Genomic DNA, 12174 nt, shown 5'->3' with positions numbered 1-12174 from the left:
CCGGGCCGCGAACTCTCACTCCGGACGAGGTCCGGATACCCGGGACAAGCCCGGATACGACAGAATTACCGCCTCTTCCTCATTCTGGCGCATATGGCCTCCTGATAGCCGTCAGTGCCATCGCGGCGCGTAGCCATTGCGCAGCGCGACGACGATCGAGGGCGGCGTGAGCAGCCGCGCCGGCCGGTCGTCCCGGCCGGGCGCGGGGAGCCAGCCCTCGAACGACCAGCGCAGCACCCGCCCGTCGCGGCGGGCAAAGGCCGCCTCGCCATCGGCCCAGACGGCGCCGTCCGGCAGATCGGCGACGGCTCCGGCCTCATGCCGCGCGAGGCGCTCGGCATGCAGGGTGCGGTCCATGGCGTCGGCGCCCGCAGCCCCGCCGGGGAAGGCGGCGGCGAAGGCGCGCGCATCCGCCCGGCGGCATTCGAAGCAGGGCCGGTGGCCCGCCGCCAGCGCCGTCACCTCGTCGAGGAAGAAGAGTTCCGTGTAGGAATCCGGCCCCATCACCGTCCGGCGCACGCCCGCGACGGCGATCTCGCAGCAGATCCAGCGCCGGGACGTCCAGCGCCGGGCGCCGAGGCGCTGCCGCTCGTCGTGCAATCGGCCGCCGCGATTGCCCATCAGCGTGCCGCGTGCGGGGCTCGCGACGATGTCGCCGAAGGGCGTCACCCGGTTCTGCAGCGGCTGCCTCATGGCACGGCCCGCCCGTCCGGGCCGAACCGGATGAGATAGGCGAGGATATCGTCGATCGTTCCGGCGTCGCGCACGCCCGCGAACGTCATCTTCGTGTGCGGCACGACCGCCGCCGGCGCGGCCAGGAAAGCCCGCAGCGCCGCGTCGTCCCATGTCTTGCCGGAGGCCTTCATCGCTGCGGAATAGGCATAGCCCGGCTGGGAGGCGGCGGGGCGCCCGACGACGCCGTTCAGGACGGGCCCGACCGAATTCTTCGCTCCCTCGCCGAGCTGATGGCAGAAACGGCATTTGGCGAAGGCCGCCCTGCCCTTGTCGGCGTCGCCCCCCGCTTGCGCAGGGGTAGCGGCGAGCAGGAGGAAAAGCAGCGTTCCCGGGACCGCGGGCTTCCAGCGCACCTTGCGTTGGAAGGAGCAGGCTGCAAGCCTGCGGTCCCGGGAGAACCCGCTCATTTCGCCAGCGCCTGCTCGCGGATCTTCGCCAGCGTCGTCATCGGCGTGATCGCTTCCGCATCGAGCCGGCAATGCAGGATCGAAGGCTTGCCGGACGCCACCGCCCGCTCGAACGCCGGCCCGAACGCCGCCGCCGTCTCCACCCGCTCGCCATGGCCGCCGAAAGCGACGGCGTAGGCGGCGAAATCGGGATTGCGGAGCTGCGTGGCGGAAACCCGGCCGGGAAATTCGCGCTCCTGATGCATGCGGATGGTGCCGTACATGCCGTTGTCGACGACGATCACCACGATGGGCAGGTCGTACTGCACGGCGGTGGCGAATTCCTGCCCGTTCATCATGAAACAGCCGTCCCCGGCGAAGCACACCACCATCCTGTCGCGGTCGAGCGCCTTGGCGGCGACGGCGGCGGGCACGCCGTAGCCCATCGAGCCCGATGTCGGGGCGAGCTGCGTGCCGAAGCGGCGGAAGCGCAGATAGCGCTGCACCCAGATGGCATAATTGCCGGCGCCGTTGCAGATCACCGCGTCCTCGGGCAGGCGCTCGCGCAGCCAGAGCAGCGCCTCGCCATATTGGAAGGAGCCCGGCAGGGCCTTCGGCTCGTCCGTCCAGGCGTGGAAATCCCGGTTGGCCTCGCGGGTCTCGCCGGACCAGGGCAGGCTGTTGGGCGGCTGCAGCCCTTCGAGGGCGGAGGCGAAGGCCTGGGGCGAGGCATGGATCGCCAGCGCCGGCTGGTAGACGCGGCCGAGTTCCTCCGCGCCGGCATGGACATGCACCAGGGCCTGGCGCGGCGTGGGCACATCGATCAGGGTGTAGGACGAGGACGGCATTTCCGACAGCCGCCCGCCCGCGAGGATGAGGAGATCGGCGTCCTTGATGCGCTGCGCCAGCTTCGGATTGGGGCCGATGCCGACATCGCCGGCATAATTGGGGTGGTCGGCAGGAAACAGCATCTGCCGGCGGAAGGAGGTGCCGACCGGCAGGTCGAAGCGCTCGGCGAAGCGCGTCAGGCTCGCCACCGCCCTCTCCGACCAGCCCGAGCCCCCGACGATGACGAAGGGCTTCCTGGCGGCCCAGAGCAGGGATTGCAGCCGCATCATGTCGGCATTGCCGGGCCAGGTCAGCGCCGGTTCGACCAGGGCCGCATCGGCGACCTCGGCCTCCTCCATCAGGACGTCCTCGGGAAGGGCGATGACGACGGGGCCCGGGCGGCCCTGCATGGCGACGCGGAAGGCCCGGGCGACCAATTCGGGAATGCGCTCCGCCTTGTCGATCTCCACCACCCATTTGGCCATGGAGCCGAAGAAGGCCTTGTAGTCCACTTCCTGGAACGCCTCGCGCTCGCGCATGCCGCGCTCCACCTGCCCGATGAACAGGATCATCGGCGTGGAATCCTGCATGGCGATGTGGATACCGTGCGAGGCGTTGGTGGCGCCAGGCCCGCGCGTGACCATGGCGATGCCGGGCCGGCCCGTCAGCTTGCCCGCCGCTTCCGCCATCATCGCCGCCCCGCCCTCCTGGCGGCAGACGGTGACGTCGATCGGCGCATCGTGCAGGGCGTCGAGCACCGCGAGGTAGCTCTCGCCGGGAACGCAGAACACGTGGCCGGCGCCCTGCGCCACCAGCGCGTCGACGATCAGGCGGCCGCCATTGCGGGAAGTGGATTGTGTCATGAAAGTCTCGGACGATGCGGAATGGGAAAGCCCTTCCAGTCATACCCCGTCGCCCGCCCAAGGCAACCCGGTTTCGCCGGGGATCGCCGCGCCAGGCGTGGGGGGGGGACTGCGACGGGGGAGACAGGGCACCGGTCGCTCTTGCACCTTCGCGTCACCTGTCATATATAAGGCGACAGGTGACGATCCCGTCCTCGATGGGTGAAGACGAGCATGAACGAGCCTGACCAGCTTCACCGCGTCGTGGAATTGCTCGGCGGCAGCCGTGTCTTCGCACGGGCCATGAATGAACCGCTCGACGCTCACGAAATGCTGCTCGAAGGCCTGCCCGGACACGCCTTGACCCATTTGATCGAGAATCTCCGCATCCTGCCCAGGACGGCATCGCTGGAGAAGGCGGTGGGCATGAGCCTTCGTACCTTCCAGCGGCGCAGGGATGCTCCATCGAGGGTCCTGAGCCTGGAACAAAGTGGCAGGACTTGGAAATTCGCGGAAATCCTCGCCAGGGCGACGGCCCTTCTCGGTTCGCAGACAGACGCGGAACAGTGGCTCGAGCAGCCGGCCATCGGGCTGAACCAGCGGCGTCCGATCGACCTCCTGTCCACGCCGGCGGGCGTGGAGATGGTCGAGAACTATCTCGAACGTCTCGAATATGGCGTTTACGCATGACGCCTCTTCCCGCCGCTCTCGGCGGCACCGACCTCGTTGCCTGGCGCCTGGATCAATCGACATTCGCCCCGACGTGGGACAGCGGCGAAGGTGCCTATCGGGCGGGCGGGCGCTGGAACAGCGCCGGTCAGCGTGTCGTCTATTGCAGCGTCGATCCCGCAACCGCGATCCTGGAGGTCGCCGTGCACAAGGGCTTCAAGGCCCTGGACATGGTCCGGCACACCCTGACGTCGATGACGATCACCGACACGCCGAGCGTCCATATCGTCGATCCCTCGGATGTTCCCAATCCAAATTGGCTGAGGCCCGGGCTTCCGGGAGCGGGGCAGCAGGCTTTCGGCAACGATCTGCTCAATCGGCACAAATTCGTCCTGATCCCGAGCGCGGTGTCGACGCACAGCTGGAACCTGATCTTCATCGCGTCGCTGGCCGCCGGATCCTATCGCATGAGAACGCAGGAGGCCTTTGCGCTCGACACCCGGCTGCATCCGCCGCCAAGCGCCTGACGCGTGCCGATATCGCCTGTTCCGCGAAGTTTCCCTCCCTTATCCCTTGCTTCGGACACGGCGCCTCTTGTTGACCGTTCGGTGTCGTCCTAAATCATGGGCATGCTGATGCCCGAAGAACTCAAGCTGCTCGCTTTCGACGAGGAGGACCTGGCGGTCATCTCCACGCATCTGCAGGATGCTGCGGTCCTGCCGGCGGACATGGCCTGGCTTCCGGCGGAAAAGCGCTTCGCCTTGGTGGTCGACCGCTTCGACTGGTGCGGCGCCCAGAGCGGCGAGCGCATCCGGCGCCGGTCGGGCCTGCATTTCGAGCGCGTGCTGCATGTCCAGCGCCTCCGTTTCGACCAGCACGCCCCGACGCAGGCCGTGCTGCTCTCCATCGGCTTCGAGAAGAGCGAGGATCCGGCCGGCATCGTGACGTTGCATTTTGACGACGGCGGTGCCATCCGTCTCAAGGTCGAATGCCTGGAAGCCGCGATGTCCGATCTCGGTCCCGCCTGGCCTTGCGGCTCTCCCCCGCCCGCCCGCGCCTGACCCCAGGCCGCCGCCCTCGAGAGGAATGTCATGCCGGTCCGGCTCACCAGCACGCAGGCCGATTTCGCCGCCGCGTTCGCCGCCCTCCTTGCCGCCAAGCGTGAGATCTCCGAAGACGTCGACACCGTCGTGCGCGGCATCATCGAGGCGGTGGTCGCCCGCGGCGACGCGGCGCTGATCGACTACACCGCCCGTTTCGACCGGCTGACGCTGAGCGCGGAAACGCTCAGGATCGGCGCCGACGAGATCGCCACGGCCGAGGCGCTGTGCGATCCCAGGGCCCTCGCCGCGCTGGAGCTGGCGGCCCAGCGCATCCGTGCCTTCCATGAGCGGCAGAGGCCGTCCGACCTGCGCTTCACCGACCATGCCGGCGTCGAACTGGGATGGCGCTGGACGGCGATCGAGGCGGTGGGCCTCTATGTGCCCGGCGGCACGGCCGCCTATCCCTCCTCGGTGCTGATGAACGCCATCCCCGCCAAGGTGGCGGGCTGCCCGCGCCTCGTCGTCGCGGTGCCCAGCCCCGGCGGCGCGCTCAACCCGCTGGTGCTGGCCGCGGCGAAGCTCGCCGGCGTCGACGAGGTCTATCGCATCGGCGGGGCGCAGGCGATCGCCGCCCTCGCCTATGGCACGGCGACCATCGCGCCCGTCGCCAAGATCACCGGCCCCGGCAACGCCTATGTCGCGGCGGCCAAGCGGCGGGTGTTCGGCCATGTCGGCATCGACATGATCGCCGGGCCTTCCGAGGTGCTCGTCATCGCCGACGACAGCGCCAATCCGGACTGGATCGCCGCCGATCTCCTCGCGCAGGCCGAGCACGACACCGCCTCGCAGTCGATCCTGATCACCGACAGCCCCGATCTCGCCGACGCAGTCGAGCGCAGCCTCGCCCGCCAGCTCGAAACCCTGCCGCGCGCCGACATCGCCGGTGCGAGCTGGCGCGATTTCGGCGCCGTCATCACCCTGGCCTCGCTGGACGAGGCGCCGGCCCTTGCCGACCGGCTGGCCGCCGAGCATCTCGAGATCATCACCCGCGATGCCGACGCCATGGCCGCGCGCATCCGCAATGCGGGTGCCATCTTCCTCGGCGGCCATACGCCGGAGGCGATCGGCGACTATGTCGGCGGCTCCAACCATGTGCTGCCGACGGCCCGTTCGGCCCGATTCTCGTCCGGCCTCGGCGTGCTCGACTTCATGAAGCGCACCTCGATCCTGCGCTGCGGCCCGGAGCAGCTCGCCGCGCTCGGCCCCGCTGCCATCGCGCTCGGCGAGGCGGAAGGCCTCGCCGCCCATGCGCGATCGGTTTCGATCCGGAGCAATAGCGTGTAGACCAGCCTCCATGGACGAATTCGGGCCCCATTGCCGGTTGATCGCAGTGCATCTCGACAAGCACAGCATCGGCCGCGGCACGGCCGACCAGGAGCATGAACGGGCCGTCGCCGCCTATGACCTGATCGAGGCGAACGTCTTCGCGCCGGTCGGCCACGATTGCGGCCCCTATGCCCTCCATATTTCGCAGCGGGGGGGCCGGCTCGTCCTCGACATCCGCAAGGCGGACGGCGAGCCGGTGGTGGCGCACGTGCTCTCGCTGATCCCCCTGCGCCGGGTGGTGCGCGATTATTTCACCATCTGCGACAGCTATTACGACGCGATCCGCACCGCCACGCCGTCCCGCATCGAGACCATCGACCTCGCGCGCCGCAGCCTGCACAATGAAGGCTCTGAGATGCTCCGCGAGCGGCTGGCCGGCAAGATCGCGCTCGACCTCGCCACGGCGCGGCGGCTCTTCACCCTCGTCTCGGCCCTGTACTGGAAGGGCTGATCCTTGCCCAGCCCGTCCGCCCCGCCGCCGCCATGGCCGGCCCCCGGCTCCCCGGCGCCGACGCGGCCGCCGGCGGAGACACCCCCTTTGGCGGAGCCGCGGATACGGCGCCCGCAATCGGTGCTGTTCGCCTGCGGGCACAACGTCATCCGCTCACCCATGGCAGAAGCGATCGGGCGCTATTACTTCGGCCGCTCGATCTTCTTCGCTTCGGCCGGGGTGCGCCCCGGCGAGCCCGACCCCTTCGTCGCCGGCGTGCTCGAGGAGATCGGGATTTCGATGGGACGGCACCGCCCGCACAGCTTCGAGGAACTGGAAGAACTGGAAGGCCTGAATTTCGACCTTATCCTCACGCTCGCCCCCGAGGCCCATCACCGGGCGCTCGAATTGACGCGGACGCTGGCCTGCGAGGTCGAATATTGGCCGACGCCCGATCCCAGCCTCGTCGCAGGCCATCGCGACCAGAAGCTGGACGCCTATCGCGCCTTGCGCGAGGGCCTGATCGACCGCATCGCGGCGCGGCTCGGCGGCGGCTGAGGCGGAAAACCGGCCGGCACCGGCGGCCCCGACCCGCCAGCCGGCCCGCGCAGCATTAAAAGTGGCCGGGAGGGCGGCGGCTGCGGGGGAAAGCCTTTTTCTTGGCGATTCGTCACGGTATAAGCGCACGTTGCGAAATTATCGTTCCGCCCTATCGTGCGCAGCGACCAACCGGAGGTTTTGATGCGCGTTCTGCGTTCTCTTGCATGTGCCGCCCTGTCGGCATTCACCCTGGCGGGCTGCTCGATGTTTGCCTCGGTACCTCCCAACAATGTCCCGCCCGCGATTCCCAAGCCCCTCGACAACAAGACGTCGCTGCCCTTCCCCTTCAACCGCACCTTCGCCGCGGTGTCCTACAAGGACCAGAAGTTCAATGGCGACCGGCCGACGGTCCTGATCTCGGACAGCAATCGCGGCATCGGCTTTTCGGCCTGCAACAACTGGTCGGCCACCATCGTGCCGCGCCAGGACCAGCATCTGGCCATCGGGCCGGTGGCGATCAGCAAGCGCAAATGCGAGGATCGCCTGATGCATAACGAGCAGGTCTTCCTGTTCGTGCTGCGCACCGCGACGGACTGGACCTATGACGGCCGCCAGCTCATCTTCAAGGGCCCGTTCGGCACCATGGTCTTCGAAGCCGCGGCGTGATCCCGCAGCGCATGGCGTGACAAAGGCCGGTCTCGCGACCGGCCTTGTTTTGCGTGCTCGAAGATCGGCGGATCGTCCGGCAGGCCGTGCGAAAGACGGCGAGAAAATGCCGGTCCGCAGATCGACATCCCGGTGGGCGGGTCCCCCGACCCGCCTCTTTCCCTTCTCGTCCAATGAGAGGCGCCGTAGAGCCGCCTGCGGCCCGGCTTCCCCAGGAAACGAGCCGCAGAACCTCGACGCACGGGCCCTGTCAGGTGCCGAACGCCGCGAGCGGCGCTTCCTCCATGCGGGTTCCCTTGTCGTCCTTGACCAAAGCGAGGCGGCGGTCGTGCAGCGCCGCCAGCGACGAGCGATGCCCGATCGAAACGATCGTGGTGCCGGGCAGCGCCTCGCGCAGCAGGCGGTAGATATCGGCCTCGCTGTCTTCGTCCATCGCCGACGTCGCCTCGTCGAGCAGCAGCCAGACCGGCTTGCGCAGGATCGCCCGGACCACGGCGACCCGCTGCTTCTCGCCTCCCGACAGGACATGCGACCAGTTGTCGTGCTCGTCAAGGCGGCCGGCGAGATGGCCGAGGCCGGCCCGGGTCAGCGCCTCGATCAGCATGTCGTCGGCGAAGGCCTTCTCCTCCGAAGGATATGCGAGCGTCGCCCGCAACGTGCCGATCGGGAAATAGGGCTGCTGCGGCAGCAGCATGACATCCTCGCCCTGCGGCAGGGTGATCCTGCCCTTGCCATAGGGCCAGATGCCGGCGATCGAACGGAACAGGGTGGTCTTGCCCGATCCGGATCCACCGGTCACCAGCGTGCGCTCGCCCTTGCGCAGAGCGAAGGAGATCTTGTGCAGGAGACCGATGGAACCTGGTAGGTCGACGTCGACATCGACGCCTTCGATGTTCCGCGCGCCGGCCGAGGTCGCAAGCTTGACGCCCTTTTCCTTGGCCTCGTTGGCGCGTTCGATGGCGGTATCGAAGCTCGTAAGACGGTTGACGACAGCCTTGAAAGCCGCGAGCGTGCCATACATCGTGATGAACAGGGAGAACGCGCCCTGGACGTTTCCGAAGGCGTCGCCCGCCTGCGTCATCGCGCCGAGCTTCATATCAGCGGTGGCGAAATAGGCCGGCGCGAGCAGGACGAAGGGCAGCACGACGTTGACCTGGGCATAGGCCAGGGTCACCCCGGTCAGTTTCAGCTGGCGAATGATGAGGGCCAGCGTCGTCGAGAAGACCGCCTTGAAGCGATCCATCAATCCGATCTGTTCCACCGGCTCGCCCTGCAGCAGAGCGATCTGCTCGGCGTTCTCCCGCACCCGCACGAGATTGTAACGAAAATCGGCCTCGACCTTCTGCTTCCGGAAAGAGATGGCTACCAAGGGACGGCCGACGAGATGCGTCAGGTATGTCACGACGACGGCAAAAACAAGCACCATCCAAACCAGATATCCAGGAATGTTGCTTAGATCAAAGCCGTATATCTTATAGGGGAATTGAGCCGATATACTCCATAATATCTGCACAAATGCATAGAAATTCAGAGAAGTTACAAATATATTAATATAAATATCAAATGATTGGTCAGTAAAGCTATTGATATCTTCCGAAATACGCTGGTCCGGATTGTCGGCCCGGTCATGGGCGAGCGCCAGCCTGTAATGCACCTTGTCCGAGAGCCATTGGCTGATGTAGCGGCGCGACAGCCATTGCCGCCAATGCAGCTTCAGGATGGACGTTAGGTAGGACTCGCACATGCCCCGGATGATCCACAAGGTGGCGAGCGCCGTGAAGAAACCGAGCTCGTACCAGAATGATACCGCGTTCTTGTCCTGCAGTGCCGTATAGAATCTGTTGTTCCAGAAATTGAACAGGACCAACATATAGACTTGGATCACATTGAGGATGATGATGATGCCAAGCAAGCCGAGACCGAGTGTACGGTCTCTTACATTCCAGTCGCCGAAATACCCTAGCTCGAGACGATCCGGATCATCCGACTCGAAGAAGGGGTTCACCATGTCGATGATGCGCCGTACGACCGGTATGTAGCAGATGATGTAGTTGATCAGCGCCAGCAGGGCGGCCACGATGGCGGCCTGCGGTGGCGGCAGGAAGGCTTCCATGGCAGGTGGCGTCAGTCCGGCCTCATGGGCGGCCGTTACCACGCCCAGCAGCAGAAACGAGACCGCGAACAGACCGATCAGGAACCGGATGACCGTCGGAATCCTTGCGGACGCGAAGAGGACGGCCGCCAGGATCAACGCGGCGACGGGCAAGTAGAACGGCACCGGCCCCATCGCTGCTCCTGCAGCAAAACCAAGGGTGGCGAGGCCGACGAGGCCCGCGAGAATTCGGATCATGAAGCGGCCTTTCGAGAAGGGCAGTGCAGCAAGCGGCGATCCCGCCACTTGCCTTCAACCTTGTGGAGAATGGATTAACACAACCCTGTCACGCCGGTTTCATGGCGGCAAATGAGCAAATTGTAAGCTTCTTCAGCTTTTCGTGAAAGGAATCCGGGCGGGAAGGACAGGCTGATCCGGCCCGCCCTCGGCCATTAAAAAAGGCGCGCCGGAGCGCGCCCTGAGGCGGATAGCGATATCGCAAGCCTAGACAGGCTTGAGATTGCCGGCGGCGGCCTTGCCCGTCTTGCGATCCGTGAGGATCTCGTAGCCGATCTTCTGCCCTTCACGCAATTCCGGCATGCCGGCGCGTTCCACTGCGGTGATATGCACGAACACGTCGCGGCCACCGTCGTCCGGCTGAATGAAGCCGTAGCCCTTCTGGGTATTGAACCACTTCACGGTTCCCGTGCTCATAGGTAGTCCTTTACTTCGTTCCAAAGCATGGACGACCCACGGCGTGCCGTGTTCGCCCGGTTCTGCGAAATTTGGAGAGGGTGTCCTGAACGAGCGCCCCGCAAAGCAAAGGCGAACCGGCCCAGTCTTCCGGCCAAATCGACCCAAAATCGATACCACAAATTCGTCTGCCCTCACAAGAGCTTGCGAAATCACAGTTTTGCCGTGCATCCATCGTCAATCCGCCATTCCTTGCGGCTCCCGCTTGCTCTATGGATGCGAGCGCCGACCGCCGTGTCGCCGCCTCCCCGATATGCCTGACCCGGATTCGGAATGATCGTTTTTCGTCGTTTTTCCATCCTTTTGACGGCGCTGGCGCTCGCCTCGCCCGCCTTTGCCGACACGGCCGACAAGGACTGCTCGCGAGGGGCGGCGGAGCAGCGCATCCCCGCCTGCACCCAGCTTCTGGACAGGCCGCTTTCCAAATCCACCAAAGCGATCGTGCTCTACCGTCGCGGGCTCGCCTATGCCGACAAGGGCGATGACGGCCATGCGGTCGAGGATTACACCGCCGCCCTGCAATTGCGCCCGCGCGACATGGCCACCCTGACCGCCCGGGCCGACGCCTATCTGCGCCTCGGCCGCGACCAGGCGGCGCTCGACGATTACGCCAGCGCCATCGCCTCCAACCGACACGCATCGCTCGCTTTGGTCAATCGCGGCTTCGCTTTGATCCAGCTCAACCGCAACGAGGAAGCCACCAAGGATTTCGACGCAGCGCTCGCCCTCGATCCCCGCGACCAGGAGGCCTATAAGGGCCGGGGTGACGCCGAGCGGGCGCTCGAGGACCATATCGCCGCGGTCGAGGACTACACCCAGGCCATCCGCGTCGACAAGACCTACAAGAACGCCTTCTACGGCCGCGCCCGCTCGCTGATCGAGATGAAGGACTATGTGCGAGCCCAGGAAGACCTGCAGGCCGCGATCGATCTCGATCCCGAATTCGACTCCGCCTATTTCAGCCGCGGCTATGTGCGCTGGCAGCTCGGCGACACCGAGGGCGCGCTGTCGGACTATTCGAGGGCGCTGGCGCTGGAGACGGACTTCCCGGCCGCCCGGCTGGAGCGGGGACAGCTCTACGCCGCGCTCCATCGCTATGACGAGGCCATGGCCGATTACGACGAGGCCATCCGCGAACTGCCCGATCTCGCGCAGGCCTATGTCTCCCGCGGCATCGCCTGGCGCGAGCTCGGCGATTACGACAGTTCGCTCGACGACATGAACAAAGCCTTGTCGCTGCCGGCCAGCAAGGCCGATACGCTGGTGGAGCGGGCCAAGACCCATCTTGCCGCCGACCAGTACGACCTCGCCTTGGCGGACGCCGATGCGGCCATCGCCGCCCAGGACACCGTCCCCGACTATTACGCCCTGCGCGCCAAGGTGCAGGAGCGGCGCGGCCAGCGTGATGCTGCGATCGGCGACTTCCGGAAGGCCCTCGAGCTCGATCCCGCGAGCAAAGTGGCCAAGGCCGGCCTCTACCGCCTCGGCTCGACGCCATAGGCCTGGCGGCCGAGGCCTCCGCCCGGGCTTTGTCGCAGGCCAGTCTTGACGGCGACGGGCGGGCACGGCTAGCTGTCCCCTGATGGTTCCCTCCGGGGATCAAAAGGGAACGCGGTGCGGGCAGTGGCCCAAGGCCGCGGCTGCCCCCGCAACTGTCAGCGACGAGCCGCCTCCACATCGCCACTGGGACCCGCATGGACCTGGGAAGGCCGGAGAACGGCGCCGACCCGCGAGCCAGGAAACCTGCCATCGCCGGACGTCAAAGCAGGAACATCGGGCGGGGTGTCCCGATGTATCGGTCCCC

Annotated in this window: 13 protein-coding genes and 1 riboswitch; of the genes, 8 read left to right on the top strand and 5 right to left on the bottom strand. The window is 66.4% G+C overall.

Annotated features, from left to right (window positions below; translation table 11 throughout):
* Positions 1–111: 111 nt before the first annotated feature.
* Genes J3R73_RS11960 through J3R73_RS11950 form a run of 3 tightly spaced genes read right to left on the bottom strand, consistent with a single transcriptional unit; the run spans position 112 to position 2812 of the window.
* Positions 112–693, bottom strand: coding sequence for a hypothetical protein (locus tag J3R73_RS11960; RefSeq protein ID WP_307426779.1), 582 nt, complete (start codon positions 691–693; stop codon positions 112–114).
* Positions 690–1142, bottom strand: coding sequence for a c-type cytochrome (locus J3R73_RS11955; protein WP_307426777.1), 453 nt, complete (start codon positions 1140–1142; stop codon positions 690–692). The genes J3R73_RS11960 and J3R73_RS11955 overlap by 4 nt, the downstream gene beginning before the upstream one ends.
* Positions 1139–2812, bottom strand: a complete 1674-nt coding sequence (locus J3R73_RS11950) for a thiamine pyrophosphate-binding protein (protein WP_307426774.1) — start codon at positions 2810–2812, stop codon at positions 1139–1141. Before J3R73_RS11950 ends, J3R73_RS11955 begins: the two co-directional genes overlap by 4 nt.
* Positions 2813–3025: 213 nt before the next feature.
* Between J3R73_RS11950 and parS the strand changes: the two genes are divergently transcribed.
* The 7 genes from parS to J3R73_RS11915 all read left to right on the top strand — a co-directional run bounded on the left by parS (position 3026) and on the right by J3R73_RS11915 (position 7525).
* Positions 3026–3481, top strand: a complete 456-nt coding sequence (gene parS, locus J3R73_RS11945; protein ID WP_307426770.1) for a type II RES/Xre toxin-antitoxin system antitoxin — start codon at positions 3026–3028, stop codon at positions 3479–3481.
* A complete protein-coding gene (locus J3R73_RS11940) occupies positions 3478–3987 on the top strand; it encodes an RES family NAD+ phosphorylase (RefSeq protein ID WP_307426767.1) in 510 nt (169 codons plus the stop codon). Before parS ends, J3R73_RS11940 begins: the two co-directional genes overlap by 4 nt.
* Before the next feature lie 108 nt (positions 3988–4095).
* Positions 4096–4521 (top strand): DUF2948 family protein, encoded by a 426-nt coding sequence (locus J3R73_RS11935; protein WP_307426766.1) that lies wholly within the window; start codon positions 4096–4098, stop codon positions 4519–4521.
* Between the two features lie 30 nt (positions 4522–4551).
* Positions 4552–5847, top strand: a complete 1296-nt coding sequence (gene hisD / locus J3R73_RS11930) for a histidinol dehydrogenase (RefSeq protein ID WP_307426764.1) — start codon at positions 4552–4554, stop codon at positions 5845–5847.
* Between the two features lie 10 nt (positions 5848–5857).
* Positions 5858–6340, top strand: coding sequence for a UPF0262 family protein (locus tag J3R73_RS11925; RefSeq protein WP_307426761.1), 483 nt, complete (start codon positions 5858–5860; stop codon positions 6338–6340).
* Positions 6341–6427: 87 nt separating this feature from the next.
* Entirely contained in the window at positions 6428–6877 is a 450-nt protein-coding gene (locus J3R73_RS11920) for an arsenate-mycothiol transferase ArsC (protein WP_307426758.1), read from the top strand.
* 183 nt (positions 6878–7060) lie between these two features.
* The gene (locus J3R73_RS11915; RefSeq protein ID WP_307426756.1) at positions 7061–7525 is read left to right on the top strand and encodes an META domain-containing protein; all 465 of its coding nucleotides are present in this window, start codon (positions 7061–7063) and stop codon (positions 7523–7525) included.
* A 250-nt stretch (positions 7526–7775) separates the two neighbouring features.
* On the opposite strand, the gene J3R73_RS11910 is transcribed toward J3R73_RS11915, so the two are convergent.
* Positions 7776–9875, bottom strand: coding sequence for an ABC transporter ATP-binding protein/permease (locus tag J3R73_RS11910; RefSeq protein ID WP_307426753.1), 2100 nt, complete (start codon positions 9873–9875; stop codon positions 7776–7778).
* Between the two features lie 246 nt (positions 9876–10121).
* Positions 10122–10331 carry a cold-shock protein gene (locus J3R73_RS11905; RefSeq protein WP_307426751.1) on the bottom strand — a complete coding sequence of 70 codons (210 nt, stop codon included), beginning with the start codon at positions 10329–10331 and terminating at the stop codon, positions 10122–10124.
* A gap of 312 nt (positions 10332–10643) precedes the next feature.
* On the opposite strand from J3R73_RS11905, the gene J3R73_RS11900 reads away from it, so the two are divergent.
* The gene (locus J3R73_RS11900) at positions 10644–11870 is read left to right on the top strand and encodes a tetratricopeptide repeat protein (RefSeq protein WP_307426748.1); all 1227 of its coding nucleotides are present in this window, start codon (positions 10644–10646) and stop codon (positions 11868–11870) included.
* A 66-nt stretch (positions 11871–11936) separates the two neighbouring features.
* Positions 11937–12135, top strand: a riboswitch (cobalamin riboswitch).
* Positions 12136–12174 lie beyond the last annotated feature (39 nt).

The organism is Labrys monachus (genome assembly GCF_030814655.1).
GTDB lineage: Bacteria > Pseudomonadota > Alphaproteobacteria > Rhizobiales > Labraceae > Labrys > Labrys monacha.
This window is presented reverse-complemented; position numbering and strand designations above follow the sequence as displayed.